Annotated in this window: 33 protein-coding genes and 1 pseudogene; 12 read left to right on the top strand and 22 right to left on the bottom strand. The window is 28.7% G+C overall.

Going from position 1 to position 26,224, the window contains the following annotated elements:
- The first annotated feature begins 8 nt into the window (after positions 1-8).
- Genes ACOTVC_RS00245 through ACOTVC_RS00225 form a run of 5 tightly spaced genes read left to right on the top strand, consistent with a single transcriptional unit; the run spans position 9 to position 4,606 of the window.
- Positions 9-269 carry a hypothetical protein gene (locus ACOTVC_RS00245; RefSeq protein WP_126340701.1) on the top strand — a complete coding sequence of 87 codons (261 nt, stop codon included), beginning with the start codon at positions 9-11 and terminating at the stop codon, positions 267-269.
- On the top strand, positions 241-1,632 hold the full coding sequence (gene mshL / locus ACOTVC_RS00240) for a pilus (MSHA type) biogenesis protein MshL (protein WP_087685207.1): 1,392 nt from the start codon (positions 241-243) through the stop codon (positions 1,630-1,632). Before ACOTVC_RS00245 ends, mshL begins: the two co-directional genes overlap by 29 nt.
- Positions 1,613-1,942 (top strand): transformation system, membrane protein CtsX, encoded by a 330-nt coding sequence (locus ACOTVC_RS00235; RefSeq protein WP_052243245.1) that lies wholly within the window; start codon positions 1,613-1,615, stop codon positions 1,940-1,942. Before mshL ends, ACOTVC_RS00235 begins: the two co-directional genes overlap by 20 nt.
- Positions 1,935-3,449 (top strand): GspE/PulE family protein, encoded by a 1,515-nt coding sequence (locus tag ACOTVC_RS00230; protein ID WP_214098954.1) that lies wholly within the window; start codon positions 1,935-1,937, stop codon positions 3,447-3,449. Before ACOTVC_RS00235 ends, ACOTVC_RS00230 begins: the two co-directional genes overlap by 8 nt.
- Positions 3,446-4,606, top strand: coding sequence for a type II secretion system F family protein (locus tag ACOTVC_RS00225; protein ID WP_214098953.1), 1,161 nt, complete (start codon positions 3,446-3,448; stop codon positions 4,604-4,606). Before ACOTVC_RS00230 ends, ACOTVC_RS00225 begins: the two co-directional genes overlap by 4 nt.
- Here ACOTVC_RS00225 and ACOTVC_RS00220 read toward each other — a convergent pair.
- From ACOTVC_RS00220 to ACOTVC_RS00170, 11 genes are read right to left on the bottom strand one after another with little or no spacing between them, the layout of a single operon-like run.
- Positions 4,603-5,355, bottom strand: coding sequence for a TSUP family transporter (locus ACOTVC_RS00220; protein ID WP_087685210.1), 753 nt, complete (start codon positions 5,353-5,355; stop codon positions 4,603-4,605). The two genes, ACOTVC_RS00225 and ACOTVC_RS00220, sit on opposite strands and share 4 nt — an antisense overlap.
- Entirely contained in the window at positions 5,340-6,089 is a 750-nt protein-coding gene (locus tag ACOTVC_RS00215) for a TIGR02757 family protein (protein ID WP_087685211.1), read from the bottom strand. Before ACOTVC_RS00215 ends, ACOTVC_RS00220 begins: the two co-directional genes overlap by 16 nt.
- Positions 6,089-7,918: a flagellar hook-associated protein FlgK gene (gene flgK, locus ACOTVC_RS00210; protein ID WP_087685212.1), complete on the bottom strand. Its 1,830-nt coding sequence runs from the start codon at positions 7,916-7,918 to the stop codon at positions 6,089-6,091. The genes ACOTVC_RS00215 and flgK overlap by 1 nt, the downstream gene beginning before the upstream one ends.
- A 10-nt stretch (positions 7,919-7,928) precedes the next feature.
- On the bottom strand, positions 7,929-8,363 hold the full coding sequence (gene flgN / locus ACOTVC_RS00205; protein ID WP_214116248.1) for a flagellar export chaperone FlgN: 435 nt from the start codon (positions 8,361-8,363) through the stop codon (positions 7,929-7,931).
- A 42-nt stretch (positions 8,364-8,405) separates the two neighbouring features.
- Positions 8,406-8,612, bottom strand: a complete 207-nt coding sequence (locus ACOTVC_RS00200; protein WP_039617677.1) for a hypothetical protein — start codon at positions 8,610-8,612, stop codon at positions 8,406-8,408.
- Between the two features lie 60 nt (positions 8,613-8,672).
- Positions 8,673-9,038, bottom strand: a complete 366-nt coding sequence (locus ACOTVC_RS00195; RefSeq protein ID WP_214116249.1) for a rod-binding protein — start codon at positions 9,036-9,038, stop codon at positions 8,673-8,675.
- On the bottom strand, positions 9,038-10,084 hold the full coding sequence (locus ACOTVC_RS00190) for a flagellar basal body P-ring protein FlgI (protein WP_039640925.1): 1,047 nt from the start codon (positions 10,082-10,084) through the stop codon (positions 9,038-9,040). The genes ACOTVC_RS00195 and ACOTVC_RS00190 overlap by 1 nt, the downstream gene beginning before the upstream one ends.
- 57 nt (positions 10,085-10,141) lie before the next feature.
- Positions 10,142-10,783 (bottom strand): RsmD family RNA methyltransferase, encoded by a 642-nt coding sequence (locus tag ACOTVC_RS00185; RefSeq protein ID WP_087685214.1) that lies wholly within the window; start codon positions 10,781-10,783, stop codon positions 10,142-10,144.
- The gene (locus ACOTVC_RS00180) at positions 10,776-11,171 is read right to left on the bottom strand and encodes an ornithine carbamoyltransferase (protein WP_214098951.1); all 396 of its coding nucleotides are present in this window, start codon (positions 11,169-11,171) and stop codon (positions 10,776-10,778) included. Before ACOTVC_RS00180 ends, ACOTVC_RS00185 begins: the two co-directional genes overlap by 8 nt.
- Entirely contained in the window at positions 11,155-11,859 is a 705-nt protein-coding gene (locus tag ACOTVC_RS00175; protein WP_214098950.1) for a hypothetical protein, read from the bottom strand. Before ACOTVC_RS00175 ends, ACOTVC_RS00180 begins: the two co-directional genes overlap by 17 nt.
- 9 nt (positions 11,860-11,868) lie before the next feature.
- Entirely contained in the window at positions 11,869-12,507 is a 639-nt protein-coding gene (locus ACOTVC_RS00170; RefSeq protein ID WP_214098949.1) for a DUF5644 domain-containing protein, read from the bottom strand.
- A 97-nt stretch (positions 12,508-12,604) separates the two neighbouring features.
- On the opposite strand from ACOTVC_RS00170, the gene ACOTVC_RS00165 reads away from it, so the two are divergent.
- From ACOTVC_RS00165 to fldA, 5 genes are all read left to right on the top strand, one after another.
- Positions 12,605-13,426 (top strand): thiamine-phosphate kinase, encoded by an 822-nt coding sequence (locus ACOTVC_RS00165; RefSeq protein ID WP_214098948.1) that lies wholly within the window; start codon positions 12,605-12,607, stop codon positions 13,424-13,426.
- Positions 13,395-14,528, top strand: coding sequence for a tRNA pseudouridine(13) synthase TruD (gene truD, locus ACOTVC_RS00160; RefSeq protein ID WP_214116265.1), 1,134 nt, complete (start codon positions 13,395-13,397; stop codon positions 14,526-14,528). The genes ACOTVC_RS00165 and truD overlap by 32 nt, the downstream gene beginning before the upstream one ends.
- Before the next feature lie 86 nt (positions 14,529-14,614).
- Positions 14,615-14,932 carry a DUF2325 domain-containing protein gene (locus ACOTVC_RS00155; protein WP_039625466.1) on the top strand — a complete coding sequence of 106 codons (318 nt, stop codon included), beginning with the start codon at positions 14,615-14,617 and terminating at the stop codon, positions 14,930-14,932.
- Between the two features lie 3 nt (positions 14,933-14,935).
- Positions 14,936-15,628 carry a hypothetical protein gene (locus ACOTVC_RS00150; RefSeq protein WP_421627334.1) on the top strand — a complete coding sequence of 231 codons (693 nt, stop codon included), beginning with the start codon at positions 14,936-14,938 and terminating at the stop codon, positions 15,626-15,628.
- Positions 15,629-16,120 (top strand): flavodoxin FldA, encoded by a 492-nt coding sequence (gene fldA, locus ACOTVC_RS00145; protein WP_214116251.1) that lies wholly within the window; start codon positions 15,629-15,631, stop codon positions 16,118-16,120.
- 31 nt (positions 16,121-16,151) lie between these two features.
- Here the strand turns inward: fldA and ACOTVC_RS00140 are convergent.
- From ACOTVC_RS00140 to gap, 11 genes and pseudogenes are all read right to left on the bottom strand, one after another.
- A pseudogene (locus ACOTVC_RS00140) lies at positions 16,152-16,544 on the bottom strand (methyl-accepting chemotaxis protein); the annotation flags it as partial.
- A gap of 44 nt (positions 16,545-16,588) precedes the next feature.
- Positions 16,589-17,380: a hypothetical protein gene (locus ACOTVC_RS00135; protein ID WP_214116252.1), complete on the bottom strand. Its 792-nt coding sequence runs from the start codon at positions 17,378-17,380 to the stop codon at positions 16,589-16,591.
- Positions 17,381-17,519: 139 nt separating this feature from the next.
- The gene (locus ACOTVC_RS00130) at positions 17,520-17,933 is read right to left on the bottom strand and encodes a cache domain-containing protein (protein ID WP_421627332.1); all 414 of its coding nucleotides are present in this window, start codon (positions 17,931-17,933) and stop codon (positions 17,520-17,522) included.
- Positions 17,934-18,275: 342 nt separating this feature from the next.
- Complete coding sequence (locus ACOTVC_RS00125) at positions 18,276-18,683, bottom strand: hypothetical protein (RefSeq protein ID WP_421627330.1); 408 nt, start codon at positions 18,681-18,683, stop codon at positions 18,276-18,278.
- Positions 18,676-19,386, bottom strand: a complete 711-nt coding sequence (locus ACOTVC_RS00120; RefSeq protein ID WP_039640950.1) for an EI24 domain-containing protein — start codon at positions 19,384-19,386, stop codon at positions 18,676-18,678. The genes ACOTVC_RS00125 and ACOTVC_RS00120 overlap by 8 nt, the downstream gene beginning before the upstream one ends.
- Positions 19,383-20,075: a dUTPase gene (gene dut / locus ACOTVC_RS00115; protein ID WP_421627328.1), complete on the bottom strand. Its 693-nt coding sequence runs from the start codon at positions 20,073-20,075 to the stop codon at positions 19,383-19,385. The genes ACOTVC_RS00120 and dut overlap by 4 nt, the downstream gene beginning before the upstream one ends.
- A 13-nt stretch (positions 20,076-20,088) precedes the next feature.
- On the bottom strand, positions 20,089-20,634 hold the full coding sequence (locus ACOTVC_RS00110; protein WP_421627326.1) for an ATP-binding protein: 546 nt from the start codon (positions 20,632-20,634) through the stop codon (positions 20,089-20,091).
- A 125-nt stretch (positions 20,635-20,759) separates the two neighbouring features.
- The gene (locus tag ACOTVC_RS00105; RefSeq protein ID WP_421627324.1) at positions 20,760-22,394 is read right to left on the bottom strand and encodes a hydrogenase small subunit; all 1,635 of its coding nucleotides are present in this window, start codon (positions 22,392-22,394) and stop codon (positions 20,760-20,762) included.
- A gap of 3 nt (positions 22,395-22,397) precedes the next feature.
- Complete coding sequence (locus ACOTVC_RS00100; RefSeq protein WP_047208048.1) at positions 22,398-23,078, bottom strand: triose-phosphate isomerase; 681 nt, start codon at positions 23,076-23,078, stop codon at positions 22,398-22,400.
- On the bottom strand, positions 23,075-24,277 hold the full coding sequence (locus tag ACOTVC_RS00095; protein ID WP_257906046.1) for a phosphoglycerate kinase: 1,203 nt from the start codon (positions 24,275-24,277) through the stop codon (positions 23,075-23,077). The genes ACOTVC_RS00100 and ACOTVC_RS00095 overlap by 4 nt, the downstream gene beginning before the upstream one ends.
- Position 24,278: 1 nt before the next feature.
- On the bottom strand, positions 24,279-25,274 hold the full coding sequence (gene gap / locus ACOTVC_RS00090; protein WP_257906045.1) for a type I glyceraldehyde-3-phosphate dehydrogenase: 996 nt from the start codon (positions 25,272-25,274) through the stop codon (positions 24,279-24,281).
- Between the two features lie 59 nt (positions 25,275-25,333).
- Here gap and nadD point away from each other — a divergent pair, with 59 nt between their 5' ends.
- Together nadD and rsfS are read left to right on the top strand one after the other, a co-directional pair.
- Entirely contained in the window at positions 25,334-25,879 is a 546-nt protein-coding gene (gene nadD / locus ACOTVC_RS00085; RefSeq protein ID WP_039628047.1) for a nicotinate (nicotinamide) nucleotide adenylyltransferase, read from the top strand.
- 13 nt (positions 25,880-25,892) lie between these two features.
- Positions 25,893-26,222 (top strand): ribosome silencing factor, encoded by a 330-nt coding sequence (gene rsfS, locus ACOTVC_RS00080; RefSeq protein WP_421627320.1) that lies wholly within the window; start codon positions 25,893-25,895, stop codon positions 26,220-26,222.
- The last annotated feature ends 2 nt before the right edge of the window (positions 26,223-26,224 follow it).

Here is a 26,224-nt window from a genome sequence, read left to right as displayed (position 1 = left end):
ACCCATTTTTGAATCAAAGTTGTAATGATATTGATTTTTCTTTGATTCAAGATCCTTTTTTTCAAAAAACTACAAATATAAAATCTGATTTTTCCTTACAAGCTATCGTTTCTAATAAAGTTAAGATTAATGATAAATGGTATGCTTTGAATGATGATATTGAAGGTTTTAAGATTGTCGAGATTAAAAATTCTCAAGTTATATTGATAAAGGAAGAAAAAATCATGGTTTTAAAATTGTATGAAAAAAATAATATTTTTATTTATTAGTGTTTTAACTTTTACAAATGTTTTTGCTTCACAGTGTCATCAGCGCTTTTTTGATATAAGCGTAGAAAATAAAACTTCTTTGATTGAAATTTTAAATGAACTTGGTAGAGAATGTGGTTTTAGTATCATAATAAAAGATTCATTAGCTAGAGAAAAGTTAAATCATACTCAAAATTATTTACACATAAGAAAAATGTCTTTAAGAGAAATTTTTAAACTTTTATTGATGGAAAATAATCTTGCTTATGAATATGAAAAAAATATTTTAAAAATTTATGGAAGACAAGTTAAAACTTTTAAAGTGCATTATATAAGCTCTATTAGAGAAGGGCAAAGTATTACTAAAGCTTCAGTGGATTCAAGACCTAAACAAGGTGATTATGATAGTACTAAAGAAGCAGATAATCTAGTCATTAGCACAGATAAATTTGATTTTTGGGAAAAAATTTCAGAAGAAATACAAGCTTTATTAGATGAAAATACAACTAAACCTATTATCAATACTAATGCAGGGATTATTACTTTAAATGCTACTTTGTATGAGCTTACAAGGGTTGAAAAATATTTAAAAGATTTAAATAAAAGACTTAAAAAGCAAGTTTTAATTGATGTAAGTATAGTTGCAGTACATTTAAATAAAAGTCATTCAAGTGGGATTAACTGGCAAGAGCTCGCTTTTAAACTTAATGGAGATGATAATGATTTTATAATTAATAAAGGTGGTGCTAGAAATATCAATCTTAAAGCCAATGTTGAAACTAAAGCTATTTTAAATTTATTACAAGAAAATGGCAAAACCATTGTGCTTTCTAACCCAAAACTCATGGCTCTTAATAATCAACAGGCTATTATTTCCATAGGTGATACGATTAATTATCAAGTAAAAGAAAGTTCCAAGGGTACTGAAAATGGTACGACCATTAGTGAGACTTATAATAATTATTCTATTTTTGTAGGAATTTTACTAAATATTTTGCCTGAAATTTCAGATGATCACAAAATCATGCTTAGAATTAATCCTAGTTTGAGTGATTTTAAATATAGTGTTGATAACCATAGACAAAATAAACCAAGAAATATAGCACCTGATACCATACAAAAAAAGCTTTCTACTGTAGTTGAAGTTGATGATGGGCAAACTTTAATTTTGGGTGGATTAATTAGTAAAAATACGATTAGTAATCATAATGAAGTCAGCGCTTTATCTAAAATACCACTTTTTGGAGCTTTATTTCAAGGAAAGCAAAATTTAGAAGATATTAGCGAAATAGTTTTTATTATCAAACCAAGCTTAATAAAGGCTGATAAAAAAGTATTAAGCTTAAAAGAATTAGGTTTTGAACATGAAGATGATATGTTTTAATTTTTTAATTTGTTTGTCTTTTTTAAATGCAATGAATATTCAAAATGAAAGTTTTGAGCAAAATGTATTCTATGAAAAATTTATTAATCATCCAAGTTATGAAAATGCTCTAAATTTAGCTAAATATTTTTATCAAATAAAAGATTATCAAAAAGCTATCTTTTGGGCTGTTGAGGCAAATGAATTTGAGTTGTTAGAAAAAGAGGCGTGGCTAGTTTTTATCAATGCTAAATTAAAACTTGGAAAGCATGAAGATGCTTTAAAAGCTAAAGAAGAGTATGAAAAACTTTTAGGAAATTATTTTGAATGACGCAAAAACAATAAAAGCTTTAAATGAACTTTCTTTGCAAGAATTAGCCTTAGATTATAAGTTAGAAATTTTAGACTTAAATCAAAATCTTAAAATAGAAAAATATCTCCATGTTTTGCCTTTTTCTTTAATAGAACAATATAATATTTTTTGTTTTTATGAAGATGATGAAAATATTCATATAGCTTCTTTAAAGCCTTTAGATGAGAGTATTTTAGAAAAAATACAAAATTTATACCGCTTAAAGGTTGTTAAAATTTTTCTTTGTGAATTTACACAATTTAAATTTCTGCTAGAAAAGATTAAATTTTTAATTTGCCTTCAAAACTATCTTGATAAATTAGAGCTTAATTTAAAAAGTGATGAAAATAAAGATGAGTTTTTATTAGAGCAGTTTTTGAATTTAATTTTAACTTATGCTTGTTTTTTAAGAGCAAGTGATATTCATTTGGAGCCTTTGGAAAATGAAGTTTTGATAAGATTTAGAATAGATGGAGAATTAAAATATATCCATAGTTTTGATGTGAGTTCTTATCAGGCTTTATTAATGCATGTAAAAATCATTGCTTTGCTTAATGTAGCAGAGCAAAGACAAGCCCAAGATGGGAGTTTTTCTAAGGTTATTTTAGAGCAAAAATATGATTTTAGAATTTCAATTATGCCTTTGTTATTTGGACAAAGTATAGTGTTTAGAATTTTAAAACAAGATGAGCATGTTTTAAAACTCGATAGACTTTTTATAAAAGAAGAAAATTTAACCTCGTTAAAAAAATGTATGAATGCTCTCTATGGTTTGATTTTATTTTGTGGGCCAACAGGGAGTGGTAAAAGTACTTTCATGCATGCTATTTTAAATGAGCTTGACCAAAATAAAAAAATCATTACTCTAGAAGAGCCCATAGAATACAAGCTTAAACATGCTCAGCAAATTTTGTTAAATTCTAAAACTGGCTTTGATTTTCACAAAGCTTTAAGAGCGGTTTTAAGGCAAGATCCTGATGTGATTATGGTTGGTGAAATTAGAGATGAGGAGAGTTTGGATATAGTTTTAAAAGCTTCTTTAAGTGGACATTTGGTTTTGAGTACCTTGCATACTAATGGTGCTATAGAAGCTATTTTTAGAATGAAGCATATGGGTGCAAAAGAATATTTAATAGCTTATGCGCTTAATTTGATCATAGCCCAACGCTTGGTAAGAAAACTATGTGAATGTAAAGAAGCTAGCGATGAAAAATTTCATTTTCAAAACCAAGTTTTTGAAGGAAAATTTTATAAAGCAAAGGGTTGTGTTAAGTGTATGTATAGTGGATATAAAGGGCGTTTAATGGTGGCTGAATTTTTGTTTTTAGATCATAATTTAAAAAGTATGATAGAAAATAATGCAAATTATGAAAATATTTTAACTTATGCTTTAAAAAAAGGCTTTTTAACTTTAGGTAGGGATGCTTTGGAAAAAGTTAAGCTTGGTTTGACAAGTGTAGATGAGCTAAGAAAGATTGGTTTTTGAAAAAATTTATTATTTTTTATGCTTTAAACAAAGAGCAAAAGCAATGTATAATTAAAGCTAAAAATCTATATGAAGCTAGAAATCTTGCACAAAAATCATTTGAAAATATTATTAGTGTTGAAGAATACCTTGGAGCAGCAAAACATAAAATTAAAGAAGAAGAGCTTATTTTTATCCTTAAAGATTTAAATATGGTTTTAAAAGCAGGATTAAGCTTGCAAGAAGCTATTTTAGAGTTTGCAAGATCAAATCATGATGTATATGTAGCTAAAATATTTAATGTGATTTATAATAAACTCAAAAATGGAAGCTCTTATAATGAAGCTTTTAGAGGTATTTTAAATTCTAGAGAATGTGCTATTTTAAAAATTTGTGATGGTAAGGAGGATTTATATAAGGCTTTTGAGATTATCATTAATCTAAAAGAGAAAAACCTTCATAGTTTTAAGCAGTTTAAAAAGGCTATAACTTATCCACTTTTCGTTTTTACATGTATTATTTTAGCTTTTTTTGTACTGATGATTTTGGTTTTACCTGAATTTAAGACTTTATTTTTGCAACTTGAATTAAATTTACCAAAAATCACTCAAATTCTTTTTATTGTAGGAGATTTTTTTAAACATTTTTATGTATTTATTTTATTAGGTATTGGATTTTTTATAATGCTTGCTTATTCTTTTAGAAAGTCTTTATTTTTTCATGAAATTCTTTTTTACACTCCCATTTTTGGAAAAATAATATTTTTTCAAGATAAATTTTGTTTTTTCTTAATTTTTTCATATTTATTAAAAGCAGGTGTGGATATAAAAAGAGCTTTTGAATATGCGTGTGAAGGTATAGAAAATCAATTTTTTAAAAATAAAATGTTTGTTGCAAAAATTTCATTTGAATCAGGACTTGATTTAGCTCAAGCTTTTTCTAAGACAAAGCTTTTTGATTCTTTTGTGATAAGAATGTTAAATTTAGCTTTAAAAAGTTCTAAACTAGATGAAAGTACTTACGAACTTGCTTTATTTTATGAATACAAAAAAGAAAATTATACTCAAAGACTTTTGGCTATTTTAGAACCTTTGATGACAATTTTTATGGCGAGTTTGATTTTAGTATTAGCTTTAGGTGTATTTTTACCTATGTGGCAAATTAGTCAAGGAATTTAAGCAATATAATCATAAGCAACCTTAGCTATAGTTAAAGCAACCATAGTCAAAAAGAGTTTTTTGATAAAAGTTCCTTGTGTTTTTAAAACTAGTTTTGAACCTACAAAGGCGCCTAGAACTTGGCCTATACCCATTAAAATGCCAACTTTCCAAAGCACCTCATAAGAGTATAAAAATACTCCTAAAGCCACTACATTGCTAGTAAAATTTAAGATTTTAGTATTAATGCTTGCGTTTTTCATGCTAAAACCAAGAAATATCACACAAGCAAAAATCCAAAAAGACCCAGTTCCAGGTCCTAAAAAGCCATCATAAAAGCCAAGTAATAAACCAAAAGTGATTTGAAAACTTGTGGTGCTCATTTTAGCTTTATTATGTACATGACCTAAATCGGGTTTGAAAATAGTATATAAAAAGATCAAAATAAGGCAAATTAATACAATGATTTTAACGGCATTTTGATCTATTAATAAAACCGCATAAGTTCCAATGGCTGCACCAATAGCAGTAAATAAAATTCCTAAAGCTATTTTCTCTATATGCATAGATTTTCTATAAGCTAAAACTGCGGTGAGTGAGCCAAAAGTGCTTTGAAGCTTATTAGTAGCTAGGGCTAAATGAGGAGGAATTCCACAGGCAAATAAAGCAGGTATGGTAATAAGTCCACCACCACCTACAATCGCATCAACACAGCCTGCAAAAGCAGCAACAAAAAATAAAATCACATAATAAGTTAATTCAAGCTCCATAAGCTTTCCTTGTTTTGTCCGATTCTATATAGAGCAAAATCATATTTTATAGGATCTTGTGGATCAAATTTTTTAAGACTTTGAGTAAGCTCTAAAACACTTTTAAAATCATAAATCTTACGCTTTAAAAGCTTAAGTTTCAATGAAACTTTATGAGTATGGGTATCTAAAGGTATGAGTAAATCTTTTTTATCGATATTTTTAAACAAACCCAAATCAAGTTCATCTTTTCTTACCATCCACCTAAGATACATATTGTATCTTTTTAGAGGGCCTTTTGGAGTTTTAAATTCTTTTGAAAAGAAAAACTCATAACCATAGCTTTTATAAGGATTAAGTTTATAAATTATTTCTATGAAGGCTTTTATTGCTTGTGTGATGTTTTGTTCTTTTTGATAAGCCTCGGTAAAAATATTTTCTATACTATTTTCATTTTTTAGGCGTTTAAGTGTGATAAAAATTTGAGCTATGTCTTGAGAGTTTTGAAAGCGGTATTTTATATTTTTACATTCTTTTTTAATAATCTCATCATTTCTTTCAAGCAAGGAAAAATCAAGTTTTTTTAAAAAATTTACAATATTTCTAGCATTTCCATAAGCAAATAAAGCACAAAGTAAGGCTATGGTTTCATCTTTATAAATACTTGCAATTTGTAAAGGATCAGGATGAGAGAAAAGCTCTTTTTGAGTATTTTTGCTTAAGATAGCTTCATCTAAAAGAGCTTTAATTTGCATTAAGATTTTAAACCAAGCAAGGTTTCAAGCATTTGATCAACAGTGGTTACGATTTTAGCTGCGGCGCCATAACTTGCTTGATATTGTATGAGTGCTGCTAATTCTTCATTGGTATTTACACCACTTTTTGATTGATATTCTGCATAGGCTGTATTAAATACTGTCATATTAGTTGCATGCGCAAAACCATTGCTTTCAGCATCTGAAGCAATTTGACCTGTAAATTTTCTATAATATCCATCTAAAGACATAGTATCTACTGTACCATCTTTATTGTAAAAATTTACTTTTTGGGTTTGAAGTTGTAGCATGGCATTTGCTACATCATTATTTCCATCAACACCATTTGAGCTTGCTTTTAAACTATTTGGATCATTTCTAATGCTTGAATTTACATTAATACTACTTGCATCTTGACCATTAAAAAATGAAGATACATTTAAAGCACCTGGGAAATTTGTACCATTGTCTTTAAAAGCTATTTTGTAACCTTTTTTTAAGCTATTGATTTGGAAATTTCCACTATCACTTTGTCCATCATAATGATAAAAGGCTTGAAAATAATCATTTAAATCATTACCACTAACACCATCTTTATTGTCATCTATATCTGCATTGATTTGCTTAATAACATCTTCCATAGTTGTATTGACATCAATTTTGATGGTTCTTGTGGCTACTGCATTACCTTCTTCATCGTAAACTGTGATATCAAAACTTCCCGCTTGAATGTTTTTATCATAACTCATTAAAGAAGTATCAGGTTTTAAGCCTTTTAAATCATCTGAATTAACTCTATCCGTAGCTGCTTGAGCATAGACATTATTAGTTTGAGTTATGAGTGTTTTTGTAAAAGTATTTAGCATGTCTTTATATTCTTGCAATTTTCCATCGCTATAGGTATCATGATTGCCATCGTAATTTCTACCTCTAAGATCAAGCTGAGCGCCAAGTTGTCCACCTGAAATTTTATTGGTTAAATCGTAACGATTTTCATCATTTACTTCATAATAAATCTGATAAAAACCATTAGGATTATTATTGTCTAGTTTTAAAGGGTGAAAGCTAGAACCATTTACTATACTAAAACCTTGAATACTTAAATCATAATATCTTCCTGAATCAGTCATGGTAGATTCTAAAGTACTATCTTGAGAGTTTGTTCCTTTCCAAGCTACTGCATTAACTAGTTTGGAAAGCCTAAGTTCAAGTTCATCTCTTTTATCTCTTAATTGATTTGCATTATCAGTTGGTAAAACCTCTTCGTTTTCAAGTTGTTTATTGATATTTGCAATTTCTTGACCAATGTTGTTGATTTCATCTACAGTTTGTTTAATTTGCTCGTTGACAGTTTGTTGCATTTTATTAAGATCTTGTAGTGTTTTTTGTATATTTTGAGTTAGTGTGTTTGCACTTTCAATAAGATCTATTTTACTTGCTCCATCACTTGGATTAGATGCAAAGTTATTCCATGCATCATAATAGTTTTTATAATCTTGCAAAATACCAGTACCTTGCATATCAGGAAATCTTTGGCTTGCCTCTTGCAAAATTTGTCCTAAATAATTTGTATAGTTTTGCTGAGTGGTAGCATTTTTTAACTCATAATAAGAATGCTCATCATGTAATCTTTTTATGGTGTCAATTTGTGTACCCGTCCCTAGATGCAAACCACCTCTATCAATAGACATCCCAGTTCCTTGCACTGCTCTTTGTCTAGTATAAAATACTGCATTTGCATTAGAGATATTATTACCTGTTGTGTTAATTTGAAGTTCAGCAGCTCTAATACCGCTAACCCCTGTATATAAGCTATCAAAAATTCCCATGATTTAACCTTTAAACATTGATCTTAAATAATGAATCTGGAATTGTTTTTTGATCTCCATAAGCATTATTTGTTCCATTTTGTTCAAACATTGTGTTTAGAAGATTGTCATAAAAATTTTTAATAATAAGAGCTAATTTAGCGTATTCTTTATTTTTTTGGTGTAAGGTGTTTAAATTTTGCTTTAAAAGAGCAAGTTTTTCTTTATCTTCATCATCTAAAAGCTCATCTAAGCCTTTATTATTTCCTTGATTACTAAGTTCTACTAAAGCCTTATCAAGATTTTTTTTAGCAATTTGAAAATCATTTACAAGTTTAGTTTTTTCCTCTACACTTTTGCTAACATGTTGGTGATTAGCAGCTTGAATTTGGGTTATATCTTCTAAAGTAAGATCGATGAGTTTTTCTAAAATAGAATTTGTTTCGTCTAAGTGTTGTTTAACCATTTTTTATCCTTTCTTAGGCACTAACCCAAAAAAGGATAAAAATTATAATAAAGAATCTGCTATTGCTTTAGAAGTGGCTTGTAAGTCTATTTTATACGCGCCATTTTTTATTTGTGAAGCAATCAAAGATGCTTTACTTTCCTCTGTTTTTTGAGTTTCTTTTGCCTTGTTGTTTTCTTTGTTTTCTGTTTTATTTATATCATTAGTAGCAACCTGCGCTACATAACTTTGATGTATAGGGTTTATCATTTTAAGCCTCCAGTTCTATTGAAAAACTCTAAGAACTATATCGACACTTAAAAAAATAACTTAACCCCTTTCTTTTAAATAATCAAATAATAATTTTGAAAAACCTAACCCCCCGCTTAATGCTTTACTCATAGTATCATTATACATAGATGAATAAATTTCATCACTTGCATCTTTTCCAAATAAAGAATTTTTTTGTTTTAAAGAAATATCTAAAACACTTTTGATTAAAAAAGCTTCAAAAGCGTCAGTTTGTTCTTTTAAAGCTTTATCTTCATCATTTAATGCTTGTATATGAGTTAAATCATTTTTAAAAGCACTATCTGCATAATTTTTAGCAGCTTTGTAGCTGTTATTGTGTTTAGTAATACTTTCATAAAGTTCGCTGCTATAGTTTTTGCTCGCTAAATAATTATCAACTCTCATCATATCACCTCTAATTCAGCACTAATTGCACCAGCTCTTTTTAGATTTTGCATAATAGCTATGATATCATTTGGTGCTGCTCCAAGTTTATTTAGCATTCTAGCTATGTTCGCTACTGTTGTTTTGTTGTTTGTAATTTTTAAAGTATTAGATACAGGATCTAAAATACCACCATCTTTCATATCGATTTCATTTTGTCCTAAAGCTACAGTATTGTTTGGATCGATTTTTATAGTGATATCTTTATGGGTAATTAATATAGGCTCAACTTCTATATTTACTCCCGCTACTATAGTTCCTGTTCTTTCATCGATGATCACTTTACTTTCTGGAGTATAAGCTATATCTTGTTCTAATACTCTTGCCATAAATTCAACATGAGAAAATTCTTCAGGTTTTGTTAATTTTATAGTTCTAGAATCTAAAGCCTTTGCTATATCTGTATCAAAAATAGTATTTAAAACTCTTTCTATATTGTTAGCTGTTTTAAAATCTGCTTCTTTTAAGCTTAAAATCAAATCTTCACTTTGACTAAAGTTTTGTGGAATTTCTCTTTCTACTACTGCACCATTAATAACATTTGCTGAGGTTGAGTGTGTTCCTGCTGCACCTGGTCTTGGACTAAGTCCACCTATAGCTAATGAACCTTGAGCTACTGCATAAATTTCTCCATCAACCCCTTTTAGAGCTGTCATAAGTAAGGTTCCACCTTGTAAAGATTTAGCATCACCTAAAGAAGCTACACTCACATCAAGTTTATCCCCGCTTCTTGCAAAAGCAGGAAGTTTTGCTGTAACCATTACTGCTGCTGTATTTTTTGATTTTATATCACCTGGGCTAACTTTTACATTCATACCTTGAAGCATATTTGAAATAGATTGTAGGGTAAATTCGCTACTTGTGCCATCTCCACTTCCATTTAAACCAACAACCAAACCATATCCTATAAGTTGGTTATCTCTAACACCTACTACATTGGTAAGTTCTTTAATAGTAGCTGCAAAAACGCTTAGACCTAGCACTAAGCTTAAAAATAATATTCTCATCGATTCTTCCTTTAATCTATGCTATTTTCATAAATTAAAGCAAAAAAAGTTCCAAATTTATATAAAGGAGTAAAAACTTAGAGTGGTTGAACCAAATTTTTTTTCTTTAGTTTTTTGATAATTTTGTATTTTAGTTGGAGTTTTAAAAGTACTGTGATGTTCTATGATGATGATTTTAACATTTGAATTTTTTATATTTTTTATCAATTTTAAAGTTTTTTCATAAATATCAAAAAAACCTTCTCTAATATCAAAAGGTGGATCAAGATATAAAATAACATCTTCTTTAGAATTTTGAATAATTTGAGGGGTTTTTTTAAAGGTATCATCATTAAAGCAAATGGTATTTTGATCAATGTTGGAAGCATTTTTTAAAGCGATTTCATAAGCTTTTTTATCTTTTTCTATGGCATAGCTTTTTAAGCAACCATTACTTCTTGCCTCTAATGCCATTAAAGCGCTTCCTCCAAAGGCTTCTATAAAAACCTTATCTTGCAAAGAAAAACGCAAAACATTAAAAACACAAGATTTTACTATGCTTTTGGTACTTCTTGTGGTATCTAGACTAGGAAGTAAAATTTTTTTACCTTTATAAATTCCGCTTTCTATGGTGGTGTAAATTTTTTGAGTTTGTTTTTTTTCTTCTTTGTAATTTTTTAAAAAATCTTTTACACTTTGATATTCTTGTGTTTTATGCATTATTATTTTCTTCTTTAATAAGATTTTTTAACTCTGTTTTGTAAAGATCAAATATCGCATCGATTTTTTCATGACTTTCCTGACGTAGTTGCTCTAAAATAGCTTCACATTTTTGATTCATAAGTTTTTTCTCACGCATAGCAATCTTATAAGCAATACTTTGCAAACTTGCATTAAAATCATTTAAAGCATTTAGTAACTCTTCTATACTAAAAGGTTGGGTTAGGAAATTGGATTTTTTATTGATGATAAATTGTGGTTTTTGTGTGTTGATTTTTTCATCGCAGACTAAAAAATCACAGTCTTTTTTTAAGACTAAAAAATCCTTCAGTGCGATTTCTAAAGTTTTTTCTAAAATTAAATCTTTACATTCAAGAGCGATTTTCATTGATTAAACTCACTTTTAATTTGTGTTTTTTTAAAGTATATGGTACTATACCTAGGGCTAAATTTGCAAGCTCTGCAAAACTTAAAATATAAAAATCTTCAAAATTTCTATTTGAAATAGCTTGTAATTCTTTATAGCACTTGTCAAACATATAAAAAGAATAAAAATCCTCAACTACTAAAAAATCACAACCACTATCATAAGCATCTAACATTGTAGCAGCAGCACTTTTGAAAGCTAGCTCAGCATTTAAATTTAAAAATCCATAGCCACAGCTTTTGTATTTCCTTTCAAAGTCTATGACATTTGCTTTAAGTATTTTAGCAAGTTCTAAAGAAAAATTTGCATTAGAAAATCCTTGATAAACACCTATATTAAATTGCCCAAAAAAATGTTTAATGTGTTCTTGTTTAAGATGCTTTAAAAAAACTTCTGGAGCATATTGAATTTTTTCAATTTTACTCATAATTTCATAAGAGCTGTATTCGCAAGCTAAGATATTATCTTCATTCATCATTCTTGAATACTCATTTAGTATTTCTTTTGGATCATAATCAATAATAAAATAATTTTTACCCAAAGGCTTTTCACATAAAGCGCTTTGAACTCCAACTTTATCTAAAGCATCTTTGATGATATCAAAATAACAAAATAAATCATTATTGCTATTAGTATAAATTTTATACATTTTAATTCCTTAAAAAATACTTCTTGCAAGGCCTGATTTTACAAGCATTACTTTTAATTCTTTAATATAAGATTCATAATCAAGTTCATTTGATGAAATAAAATTTTTAAATTTAGTATGATAGTAAATTCCTTTTTCTTCATCTGAGACTAATTTTAAAAATTGCGGTGCTTTTTCTGGATATTTAAGCAACATCTTATAGGCAAAGATAAAAAAACTATCGCCAAGATATTCAGGTAAAAATTCTCTAATTTCACTTGTATAATATAAAAAGTCATATTGTTTATAAAGTTCTATATCGTGTATATCAATAAGTCCTTTAAAAAGTTCGAGTTTTTCTAAAAAATCACTTTTGTCCATGATTAAATCTTTGGTTGCTCTTTTGGTGTCAAGTGGTTCTATGATGAGTTCTTTTCCAAAATTTTCAATGATATTACTTAAATCTCTTCGTTGTCTAAGGGCGACTTGGTTGATTTTAATGCAACTTTCTGGATTTTCTTCAAAGTCAAAATATATATCATCTTTTTTCACTTGCACTAAAATATCATAAACACTTTTAAAATTTTTACTATCATAAACATAAGGTTTATAATAAGCTAAATAATCACTATCTTTATCAAAACGAAAAATTCTTAAAGTTATTTGCATATTTTATCCTTGGTATTATTTTTCATTATATACATTTTAAACTTATAAAAATTTAATTATTATATAAAATTAAAAGCTTTTTGTATAAAATATTCACATGGATAAAGAAAAAAATATTATCAATGCCTTTGCTAATCCTATCAATGGAGATGATGGGGCAATCATCGATGGATATTGTTATTCTAAAGATTTATTTTGCGAAGATGTGCATTTTAAGCGTTCTTGGATGAGTTTAGAGCAAATTGGAGCAAAGGCTATGCTTGTTAATATTTCTGATGCAATTACTATGAATGCTACACCAAAATACGCTCTTTTAGGACTTTCTTTGCCAAAATGTTTAGAAATGAAACAAGTTAAAGCTTTGCAAAAAGGTTTGTTGGATAGTGCAAAAGAATTTGGGGTGCAAATTATAGGCGGAGATACCATAGCAGATAATAAAATCAATATTAGTATAACTATTATTTCTAAAGTAAATAAAAAGGCTATTTTTAGAAAAGGTTTAAAAAAAGGAGATTTGTTTGCTTTTAGTGGGAAGTTAGGTGAGAGTTTAAAAGGTTTAAATATTTTATTTCGCGGTGGAAAATTGCATTCTAAACATCGTTTTATAAAACCTAGTTTGAGACAAAATTTTTTTTACGATATAGCAAAAAAAGTTAGAGTAAGTATGGATATTTCAGATGGTTTAAATAAAGACTTATCAAGAATGTTGTTTCAAAATCAACTTAGTATAAAATTCCTTAAAAAATTAGATAAATTTAGCTTAAATAGTGCAGAAGAATATGAAATTTTATTTGCTTTTGATAAAAAACATAAAGCATTTATACAAAATATGGCAAAAAAGCATAGAATTAAACTAAATATTTTTGCAAAAACAACAACAGGAAGGTATAAATTTTATGGAAGAGAACATCATTTTTAAACCCTTATATACTTTAAAACATAGCCCGATAGATGTGTATTTTTCAAAAAATAGCAATGATTTTGTAGTAAGAGAAAAGCCTTTATATGAATTTAGTGGCAAAGGTGAACATTTAATTTTGCATATACAAAAAAAAGATCTTAGTACTAGCGAGGCTTTGAGAATCTTAAGTGAGCAAAGCGGTGTTAAAATGAAAGATTTTGGCTATAGCGGTTTAAAAGATAAACAAGGTTTAACTTTTCAATATATTTCTATGCCTAAAAAATTTGAAGAGAACTTAAGAAATTTTAAATATGATAAGATGAAAATTTTAGAAACTTTTTATCATGATAATAAACTTAGAATAGGGCATTTAAAAGGAAATTCATTTTTTATAAGATTAAAAAAAGTTTCAAAAGTAGATGCTTTAAAAATAGAACAAGCTTTTAAAAATATCCAAAAACAAGGTTTTGCTAATTATTTTGGATATCAACGTTTTGGCAAATTTCAAGATAATTTTTCACAAGGACTAGAAATTTTAAAAGGCAAAAAAATCAAAAATAAAAAAATGCAAGAATTTTTAATTTCTGCTTTTCAAAGCGAGCTTTTTAATAGATATTTGAGCAAAAGGGTGGAATTGTCACATTTTATTAATGACTTTAGTGAAAAAGAAATAAAGCAAATTTATGGTTTAGAAAAAGAAGAAATCAAAAGTTTAAAAAATCAAACACAGTTTTTTAAGCTTTTAAAGGGCGAAGTTTTAGGACATTATCCTTTTGGTAAATGTTTTATATGTGAAGATTTATCAAGTGAAGTAGAAAGATTTAATCAAAAAGATATTAGCGCAATGGGTCTTTTAATAGGCTCTAAAGCTTATGAAGCAAATGAAGGTCTAGCTAAAAAATTAGAAGATGAGATTTTTTCTTTTGCATATGAGTTTAAAGATAAAATGCAAGGTTCAAGGCGCTTTATGTGGTCTTATTTACAAGATTGTAAAAGTTATTATGATGAAGAAAAAGCTCATTTTACTTTGGAGTTTTTCTTGCAAAAAGGCTCGTATGCCACGGTGGTTCTGGAGGAAATTTTGCACACAGACATCTTTGAACAAACACATAATATATAATTTTAAAATTGATATTGAGTATCAGTTAAAATTTATCTTTTATAAATTATAATAACAATTATCATTTTTATAAAAAGGAAAGCTCAATGTCAGTTTTGGTTATCGGAGCAGATGAAATAACTCCAATTAAGGCAGTTTTAACAAACCTAGGTGCAAAAAATATAGAGCATTGGGATGCTAGAAATGAAAATAGGGTAAATAGAAAACCCATTCCACAAAATACTGAATGTATAGTTATGCTGACTAGTTTTTTAAATCATAATACTATGAAAAAAATCAAAACAGAGGCAAAAAAACGCAATATACCTTTGGTTTGTGCTAAACGCAGTGTGAGTTGTGTTTATTGCGAGTACTGTAAAGTTTTTGGACTTGATCAAGCTTATGAGTGTGCAAAGAAGGCTTAGTGTATGTTTGGGTTTAATGAAAAAGAGGATTTTATACCTAAAATATTTAGAGATTTAGAGCAAAAAAGTATTAATTATATTTTTTTAAATTTATATAATTCCTTGGTTGAAGATGATCTAAAAATACCTTATGTCTATGCAAAACAAGCTGGCTGTTTAAGAAATATTTTTGAGTTAAAAATTCAAAATATGAGCGCAGAAAGAACTTTGAGATTTAGTAAAGTAAAGCAATTTTGTCCATATTCTCATAAAATCATCAAAGCATATAAAGAAGGAAATTTAAATAAATTAGAGCTTGAAGCAAAGAAACCAAAATATGCTTTAGCTAAATTAATACAAAATGTGTTTTTATCATCTATTTTTATTTTACCTTTGCAAGTTGCTTTTGAGGTTTTTGTATATGATAAAATTTGCAAAAGCAATACAAAATCTAAGATAAAGCTTGAAAAAAACATTATTATCATCAATGAAAAAATGGCAGTTATGCCTTTATTTTATAAAGATAGTGATAAAGATGTAGAGCTTGCTTTACAATTTATAAAAGATAATTCTTTTGAAAGATTTTATATTGTGTATCCAAGAAATAAAAATTTCACTCAACATAAAGAAATAAGACATAATTTATGTGAAAATAACAAAACTTTGCTAAAATTAGTTCCCTATACTATTAATAATCAAATTTTAAGGAGATGTTAAATGTCAATAGCAGTAATTTATGGTAGCTCTATGGGTAATACTGAAAGTGCGGCAAATATGATTGCTCAAAAAATGGGAATTTCTGATGTATTAAATATCGCAGATATTGATGCAGAAAAAATTAATTTTTATGATAAATTAATTTGTGGTACTTCTACTTGGGGAAGCGGAGATTTTCAAGATGATTGGGATGGTTTTGATTTTTCAGCTTTAAATCTTAGTGGCAAAACTGTTGCAGTTTTTGGTATGGGAGATAGTGAAAGCTATTCAGATACATATTGCAGTGCTATGGGTAAACTTGCTCAAGCTTTAAAAGCAGCAGGTGCAAATTTAGTAGGCGCTGTTTCTACAGGTGGTTATACTTTTGAATCAAGTGAAGCCGTAGAAGGCGATAAGTTTGTAGGACTTGCGTTAGATAATGATAATCATGAGGATTTAACTGAAAGTAGAATTGATGCTTGGTTAGAGCAAATCAAACCTTCTTTTTCTTAAATATTAGATGCCTTTAGGCATCTAATATAACTTAGAATTTTCTTTTTTTAGTTTCACTTAATATATCTTGTGCTAAAGAATCTACTTCATTAGCAATAGCATTAGTTCTTATAGCTGTTTGAGAGTTTTGTTGTGTGAGCTTTTCTATAGTAGCAACTGGCTCATTGATTTGACTAATGTCATTTGCCTCTTCTTTGATAGAATCTCCCATATCACTTATAGATTGAGCTAAGATATTAGTATTGGCTTCTATTTCACCTAAAGACTTTTGAGTTCTTTCTGCTAGATTTCTAACTTCTTCGGCAACAACAGCAAAGCCACGTCCATGTTCTCCTGCGCGTGCAGCTTCAATAGCAGCATTTAATGCAAGGAGATTAATTTGTTCAGCTATATCTGAAATCACCGTAGTAACACTTTTGATATCATTGCTTTGTTTTACTACATCTTGTGCTTTAATGGAAATTTCACTCATAGCTGAGAGTTCATTTGCTCTAAAGCTCTTGCGCTTTCTTGTAGCGATGAGGTTTGATGTGTGGCATCATTGGTAAGTTCTTGCATGCTTTGCTTGAGCGCCTCAGCTTTTTGGTTTAACAATTCACCTTGATTAAGTGATTGGGAGAGCATATTTTTAATTTCATTTCCTAGTGCATTGATTGCTTTTTCTACATCGCCTTTTGGTGTGTTGATAGCTGCTGTAAAATCTAAATGTTTGTAGCTATCAAATACAGCTTGAATTTCATTTAAATCACGACCTATTTTTGTTTGCAAGGTGGTAAGCATTTTGTTTAAAACTTCTATGAGTTCTTGAATTTGCGGATTATTAGCATGAGAGCTAATGTGTAAATCAAGCTCACCTGTTTCTATTTTTCTAGCAACATTTACAGATTCTTCAATAGCTTTTGCATCTTTACTTAACGCCTCTTTAATAATTTCAATGTTCTCATTGATTTCATCAGCCATTTTTCCAAATTCATCTTGAGTTTTAAGTTTAATAGGATGAGAATGAGCGTCTTTGTGATTTAGATAGTTAAAGAAATTATGTAATCCCGAAGAAATAATTGCAATAGGTTTAAGATTATATGAAATAATCATTCTAATAAATATCAAGGTTATAAAAATAGCAATTAGAGAGATAATAATTTGTTCCATTAGTGTTTGTTTGGCTGCATCACTATAAAAATCATAATCAGCTATAGAGCAAATAGTGTATTTTGGATTAATACTGCCATTACAAATTAAAGCCTTGGTTCCTTCTTCCATAGTTTGAACTTTAAAAATATCTTTAGAAAGGGTCTTGTTTGCACCTTCAGGTGTTTTAAAGTAGCTTGAAATAATATCTTTACTAATGTCTGTTGAAGTTAAAATTCTAGATGAGTCAGTGTGAAAAAGATAAGTTCCATCATGAGCTAAAACCGCTGCATGTGAATAAGGTGTTTTGCCTATGGCTAACTTCTTCTGAGAATTTTTTCAAATCATAATCAGCTGCAACAACGCCTATAACTTTACCATTTTCCATAATAGGGCTGGCATAAGAAATAGTAGGTTTTTTCATACTAGATGATATATAAGGTTCTGTAACAACTAGCTCTCTTTTTTCTTTAGCTTCTTTGTACCACCCTCTAGCTCTAGGATCATATCCGCTTTCTGGAGTTTGATTGTTGCCATTGGATCTAAATATTTTACCATCTTCAAAGCCTACATAGGTTAAATCAAAACCCAAAGAATCTCCTATGGATTTTAGTAAACTAGTGTATTGCTCTGGGGTTAGATTGTTTTTATTTTCTTTAATGTATTTTGTTAAAGAATTGATCACATTACGTCTATCACTTGCATATAAATCAAATCTTTTACCAATATCAAAAGCAACTTTTTGTTGAAACTGAACTAGTAGTGTATGGCTATTGGATTTAGATTAACATGGTTAAAAAACCAAAACACATAGCAATACTACAACAAAAATACAGACCAAAAAAGGCTATTTTATTGGAAAAATTTCCCAGTAGATACTTCTTTAGCGATGAGAGCATTTTTTCTCCTTGAAAAAGTCAATATAGGACTCTATGATTATAATAGTTTATAAGATTTTATTGAAAATATTTAAAATTTTATAAAAAATATTTATTTTTATTAAAAAATATTATATTGCGAAATATTTTTAAATAAAAAATTCTAATTTTTTGGAGAGTAGAATTTTATTGTCAGTGTATTTTGCCCATTGTATATTTAAAGCAAAAATATAAGCATTAGCAAATTTTGCAAAAGGAAATCTCTCATAATATATTTTTTCTTGTTCTATGGTGGCTTTTTGAAAAAGAGCTTTAATTTGCACTCCTTTAATGAGATTAATAATGTTTGTATCTAGCGCTATATTAACTGCCACTTTAGAGGCTTTATAAGCAAGTTGAATATGTTTGGTGTGCTCTTCACTGGCAAAAATTAAAGCTAAATTTTTATCATCAAAAGCATAATAACAGCTTGCACAATATACTCCACCATCCTCATCAAGCATACTTAAATTTAAAAGTTTTTGTGAATGGATGAAATTTTTAATTCTTTCATCCATTGTTACTAGCTTTAAGTTTTAAAATTTTTTGATAACTTAAGTGAGTTAAAAAAATTACATAAAATACTTGTAAAAATAAACCGAGTAAAGGTATGCTTGATAAAGCAAAAAAGATCAAAGTGATAATTTTGAAATACAAAGGTGATGAGTTTTTATAAAAATCATCAAAATTGCTTTTATCTAAGACATTGCTTAACACATCTAATAATAAAAGTTTGTGAAATAAATAATAAAATACTCCATAATAAATCACAATGCTAACAAAAGGTATAATCAATAAGAAAGTAGCTACTACAAACAATACGCATGAGATGAGTATAAATTTGAATGTTTTTAGTAAAACTTCTAAAGAATTTACTTCTTTTTGTATAGAATGGTTGTAATATTTTTGATTAATTTTTTTGACTATATAAGGAGTTAAAAAAGAAATTATTAACATAGTAAAAAATACTGAGGCAAATACTACTATGAAAAATCCACCTATGGTACTTAAAAATGCAAGTGAAAATTGCACTATGGAAAAGCTAAAAAACCAAGCCATAAAAGAACCACTAACTACATCTTCTATGTAAGAAAAGAATATATCATAACTATAATATACAAGTAAGGCAAAAAGAAATAAACTAATTAAAAATGGCAAGAGAGAAAATTTTAAAAAAGGCTTGCTAAGAAAATCTTGCAAGCTTAGATATAATATACTCATTTAATTTGATTGTAATTTTCTTGAAGTTTTTGATAAATTTTTTTATAATCTAGTGTTTCTTTTAAAATTTGATTTAAAACTTCATTATCTTCTGTGCCATTCCATGTTTTTTTATAGCTGCCTTCTTTGTAGCCGTTTTCTTGTCTGAATTGATTTAATATATTTTTTCCAATATAGGTTTTATAAAGCTCAAAGAAATTTAAACCACATTTTCTAGCTAAAACAAAATACACGCTTAAAAGTTCACCTAAATCATAATCAAATCCACTGCATTTATGAATAATAAGTTCAATATCATTTAAAATTCCATAAATATCTGCTTCACTTGGATTAGAAGTTTCTTTGCAAAAATCATCAAAAAAAGTTACAGAAGAAACTTCTTCTGCTATGAAGTTTTTATCATCGATTTGTTTTTCTTTATATTCTTCTAAAATTAAACTTAAAATAAAATGCCATATATCCACTATTTCAATGCGTACATTATCCCAGTTTGCAGGAGTATGTATGCTTTTCCAATGTTTCCAAGCAAAAGAATCAATAAGCTCAGCACACTCCATATAAATACATCTTCTAAAACTAATTAATTTGCCTTCTTTAGTATAGCCGTTTTCCCAACCTATACCATTGGTCTCATCATTTAGTTTTTGCTGGAGTTCTAGCATGCTTTTTAAAATATCTTTTACTTCCATGTTATTTCCTTTTTTAAGCATAAAATCCAAATTCTTTATTATCTTCTTCTTTTTGTTCTTTTTGTTTGTTGTATTGTTCCCAAATTTCTTCTAATAATTTAGCACTATCTTGAAAAATTTGCTTTTTAATATCTTCAAGATCAGTTTTATTTATTTCTTTGTTTAAACTCTTATCCATGGTGTTAAACAATTCGTGCAAAGTAGCTTTTTTATGTTCTTCATTTTTTGGTTCAGGTAAAGCATTGCCAATTTTCATTGCAGTGGTGATAAGCTCTTTTGGTTTTAAAGTTCCTATTCTTGAGTTTTTCATAAATTCATCGATTTGAGGTTGTACTTTAGCTACTGCTTCTTTTATTTCTTCTATTTCTTCTTGTGAAAGTTTGGTTCCATTATATGAGAATGAAAAACCAAATTGATTTCTAAGGCTTAAAGAGGCCGAATTACCATCTTTGTCTAATTTAGCCTCTTTTTTATCATACATAGAAAAAGAAAGATGATTACCATTTTTTGTTTTAATATCCATAGAAAAATTTTGAGAATTATAACTAGAAATTTGCATAACATTCCTTTCAAGTCAAGATAAAGCTATATCGTCAAAATAACTCAATCTTAAACAAATTTGCAAAGTTTTTATACTTTGCAAATTTCAAATATTAGGGAGATAAATATTTTAACATTAAGTCTTTAAATGCTCGTTAAATCCCAAAATAATTTTAATAATTTTTCATTTTTTGTACATATTAAAATTTGCTTTTTATTGTGTGTTTTTTTGCATGCTTTTAAAGCTTGTTTTAAATGTTCTTTTAAAGAAAAAATCAACCCAAAGGCAATGGCTTCTTTATCTAAGCCACCTAAAATATAAATCAAAGGCATACGCATAGATTTAGAAACATCAAGTTTTGCTTGCTCATTAATTGTGGTTTTAAAATCAAATTTGCTAGGATGTTTAAACTTATAAGCTAAAGCAAGATCTAAAAACTCATCTAAATGGTTTAATTTTTTTCCGCTAATAAATGGATAGATAAAATAAAATAAATCTAAGATATTATTGCTAATTTTGCTTTCATCATCATAATTTTCTTGTATAAAATCATAATATGTTTTAAATTGCTCTTGGTAATTTTGCACTAAAGTCATAGCCATTTTGGTTTTTGCAAAATTATTTAAAAAAACTTTAGGATTAGCTTCAAAACTAAAATCTAAAAAATTAATCTTTATATCATTTAGATAAAAAATCCCACTAGCATTACTTTCTAAATCTAGTAAAATATTATCTGAATTAAGCTCATCGATAGAACTATTATGGACTATTTTATCATCTAATATAATAGAAAAATCATTATAAGCAAATTCATTACTCATAGGTTTTTCATAAAAACCAAAATCATCCCAAAAATTTTCTTCACTACAAGCAATGCATCCATGTCCTGCAGCTACTGGCCAAGAGGTTTTGGAGTTAAATTTAACCTTAGGGCAATTATTGTAAGCATAAGGTCCTTTACAACCTACCTTAAAAAGACAATAGCCTTGTTTTATATTCTCATCATCAAAACTTTGAGCAAAATTTCCTGCTTCAAATTTAGCCTTTCTTTCACATAAATCATGCAAGCATTTTCCATAAAGGGCTAAAGGTCTATTTTGTTCATCTAAAGCCATATCCTGCTCAAATAATATATAAAAACAAAGTGCTGCGATGATATTTACATCGCTTGGAGGACAACCTGGTATATTGATTACTTTTTCTTCTAAGACTTTAGAAATTCCTATGCTTTTGGTAGGATTTGGATGCGCAGCTTGAATTCCTCCATAGCTTGAACAAGTCCCCATAGCAAAGATTGTTTTAGCATTTTTAGCACATTTTTGTAAAATTTCATATCCATTTTCACCATGTGCTCCTATGGTTAAATAAAAAGGATCTATAGCACAAACCCCACCTTCAACAGCTAAAAGAAAATCTTTTTTTTCTAAAATTTCTTCTAGATGTGATTCTGCTTGATGTCCGCTTGCGCTCATAAAGGTTTCATGATATTCTAAAGAAATAAAATCAAAAATTAAATCCAAAAAATCAGGCAATGAAGTTCTAAGCAAACTTTCACTACACCCTGTGCATTCGCTTAAATGAAGCCATATAAGGCTAGGTGGGGTGTGAAGTTGAAAATATCTATGTGCCAAAGGGCTAAAATCATTTGGTAAACCTAAAATTTTAATAATAGAATTTACAGCCTCTAATGAGATATTTTTTTCTTCTTTGTGTGAGTTTTCCAATAGAGCGATTTTATGCTCTAATATGCTTTTTAATTCTTCATTGCTTAAAGACATTTTTTAACCTTTAGCTATTTGTATCATATTTAAAAAATCATTTGCATTTAATGCAGCCGAACCTATTAATACTCCATCACAATTTTTTAAAGCGCAAATTTCTTTAACATTGCTTTGATTAACACTTCCACCATATAAAAGCTTAGCGTTGGTAAATTCTCTTAAAAAATTAAGTATAGTGTTAATATCATCAAGATTGGCACTAACTCCTGTGCCTATAGAATAAATAGGTTCGTAAGCTATGATAAGTTTTTTATAAGATAAGTCAATATTTTCAATTTGTTTTTTTAAAAAATCCAAACTTTTGTTAGCATTTTTAGTTTCTAAACTTTCGCCTATACAATAAATGATATTAAAATCAAGATTTTTTGCAAAATCAAATTTAGCCCTTAAAAAGCTTTCATCTTCACTTAAAGCTCTTCTTTCAGAATGGCCTATTAAAACACTTTTGATACTAAATTCTTCCAAGTGAATTTTACCTATTTCTCCAGTATACGCTCCATTTTCACAAGGGTAGAAATTCTGCGCGCCTTGTTGGAAGGAAAAATTGTCTTTTAAGAAAGCTACACTAGGAGGGAAGATGAAAACTTCATCTTCTTTGTTTAAGTTTTGGTTTAATTTTTGAGCGTAAAGTTCAAAGCTTGATCTTGTGTGATTGCACTTTAAATTTGCTGCAAAAATCATTCATTATCCTTTATAGTCAAAGGTTTTACACCAGGAAGTTCTTTTCCTTCTATAAGTTCTAATGATGCTCCACCGCCAGTTGAAATGAAAGTCATCTCATCAGCATCACCTGCTCTTGCTACAACATCAGCAGTATCGCCACCACCTATTACAGTTGTTGCATGAGATTCGCTAATATAATGGCTCATTTTAATGCTACCTTTTGAGAATTTATCGATTTCAAAAACCCCCATAGGTCCATTCCACCATATAGTTTGAGCATCAGAAAGTGCTTCTTTAAACAATCTTACACTAGCAGGACCTATATCAAGCCCCATCCAACCTGCGGGAATTTCTTGTACAGGAGTATATTTCATTACTGCTTCTTGAGAGCAAGTTTGTGCTGCTGTAACATCCACAGGAAGATAAATTTTTACACCTAGATTTTTACCTTTGAGTAAGATTTTATTTGCTTCTTCAATTAAATCTTCTTCTAAAAGAGAATTTCCTATATCATAACCTTGAGCTTTTAAGAAAGTAAAGGCCATACCTCCACCTATGATAAGCTTATCTACTTTTGGAAGTAAGTTAGTCAAAGCTTGTAGTTTTCCGCTTACTTTAGAGCCACCTACTACCGCCACAAAAGGACGCGCAGGGTGTTTGATGAGATTACTTGCAAACTCGATTTCTTTTTGGAGTAAAAAGCCTGCACCTTTGTGTGTATTGTCAAAGTATTTAGTGATAGCTTCAACACTAGCATGAGCTCTATGACAAACCCCAAAAGCATCGTTAATATAAACATCGGCCATAGAAGCAAGTTCTTTGGCTAAATTTTCATCATTCTTAGTTTCACCCTTTTCAAAGCGTAAATTTTCTAAAAGTAAGATTTCACTCGGCTTTAATTCACTAGCTTTTTTCTTTGCATCTTCACCTATAACATCTTTAGCCATGATAACATCTTTAGCCATTAAACGTGCAAGTCTTTTTGCAACCGGCTCTAAAGAATATTTTGAAGCTATTTCTTTTGGGCGCCCTAAATGTGAAGCTAAAATAACTGCACAACCATTATCTAAACAATATCTTATGGTAGGGATAGCTGAGCGAATACGACGATCATCAGTAATATTTAAAAACTCATCTTGAGGAACATTAAAATCACATCTTATAAATACTTTTTTCTTTGCAAGATCAATATCTTTAATCGATAAAATACTACTCATCTTAAGCCTTTGCTACGAATACTGCCATATCTACTAAACGAGAAGAATATCCCCATTCATTATCATACCAAGCAACCACTTTAACAAAATCATCACAAATTACTTGAGTTAAATCACTTGCTACAATTGCACCATAAGAGCAAGTTATAAAATCACTTGAAACTCTTTCTTCATCATCAACCAATAATATACCTTTTAAATTACTAGCAGCTGCTTTTCTAAAGGCTTCGTTGATTTCTTCTTTACTTGCTTTTTTCTTTAAAGTTGCAGTTAAATCCACAGTTGATACATCAGCTACAGGTACACGCATGCTTTGACCATGTAATTTTCCATCAAGTTCAGGCATAACAAGTTTCATAGCTTTTGCTGCACCAGTTGAAGTAGGGATGATATTTTGAGCAGCAGCACGTGATCTTCTTTTATCTCTTGCTTTTGCATCAATAATGCTTTGTCCGTTTGTGTAGGCATGAATAGTTGTCATTAAACCTTTTTCTATGCCAAAATTATCTTGTAAAACTCTACAAATTGGACCTAAACAATTAGTAGTACAGCTTGCATTTGAGATGATGTTTTCGCCTTTGTACTCGTGAGCATTTACCCCTAAAACATAAGTTGGAGTTTTGTCTTTTGCAGGTGCACTCATGATAACTTTTTGCACCCCATGATCTAAAAATCCTTGACATTTTTCCATAGTTAAGTGTGCACCAGTACATTCTAAAACAATTTGTGCGCCATATTTTGCAAAGTCTAAATCTGCTACATTTCTACTTTTTAAAACTTTTATTCTTTTATTATCAATTATTAAATCATCACCATCATTTTCAACACTACCATCATATACCCCATGAACAGTGTCATATTTGAAAAGATATTTAGTAAGTTCTATATCAGTAGTATCATTAATCGCTACAAGTTCGATATCATCACGCTTCATAATAATTCTTGCAACACATCTTCCAATGCGTCCAAAACCATTTATTGCAACTTTTACAACCATTTTCATTTCCTTTTTATGATTAAGTAGGTAAAATTCTACTAAAAAAAGGTTAAATTTTAATGAAAATCGCACTTTTTGGTGGCAGTTTTGATCCACCTCATTTAGGGCATAATGCTATAGTCTTTAATGCGCTAGCAAATTTAGAGCTTGATAAGCTTATTATTATGCCAACTTTTATTAGCCCCTTTAAGCAAGAATTTACCGCAAATGAACAAAGACGCTTAAAATGGTGTGAGATGATTTGGGGAGGTTTAGAAAAAGTTGAAATTTGTGATTTTGAAATAAAAAAACAAAGACCTGTACCTAGTATAGAAAGTGTTGATTTTTTGTACAAACAATATGAAATTTCTAAATTTTATCTTATTTTGGGAGCTGATCATTTACAAAGTCTTGAAAAATGGCATGAATTTGAAAGATTGCAAAATTTGGTAGAATTTGTTGTAGCTAAAAGAGATGGTATTTTTATACCAAAACATTTTAAAACCTTAGATACTAAAGTAGATATCTCTTCTTCTTTTATAAGAGAAACCTTGCAAACATCACAAGTTTGTGAGCAAATCAAAGAAGAAGTTAAGCTTTATTATTCTAAATTTAAAAATATTTAACAAAAGGAAAATAATGCAAGAAAGAATTAATAATATAGTGCAAATTTTAGATGATAAAAAAGCAGATTTAATAGAAACTTTTGATATGCAAGATAAGGATTATTTTGTCAAATTTGTAGTGATTGCTACTACTATGGGGGAAAGACATGCGCTTTCTTTGATTGATGATTTAAAAACTAATCTTAAAAACAAGGGTGAAGAGTTTTTAAATATAGAAAGTAGTGAAGAATGGACTGTACTTGATTTAGGTGATATTTTGATTCACTTAATGAGTGAAACTTATAGAGCAAAATATAATATAGAAGAATTTTTAAAAAGTTTAAACAAAGAAAATCAAAACTAGGA

It is taken from the genome of Campylobacter sp. GB48 (assembly GCF_049221845.1).
GTDB lineage: Bacteria > Campylobacterota > Campylobacteria > Campylobacterales > Campylobacteraceae > Campylobacter_D > Campylobacter_D lari_C.
The sequence above is the reverse complement of the archived record's forward strand: the minus strand, read 5'-3'. Positions and strand labels throughout refer to the sequence as shown.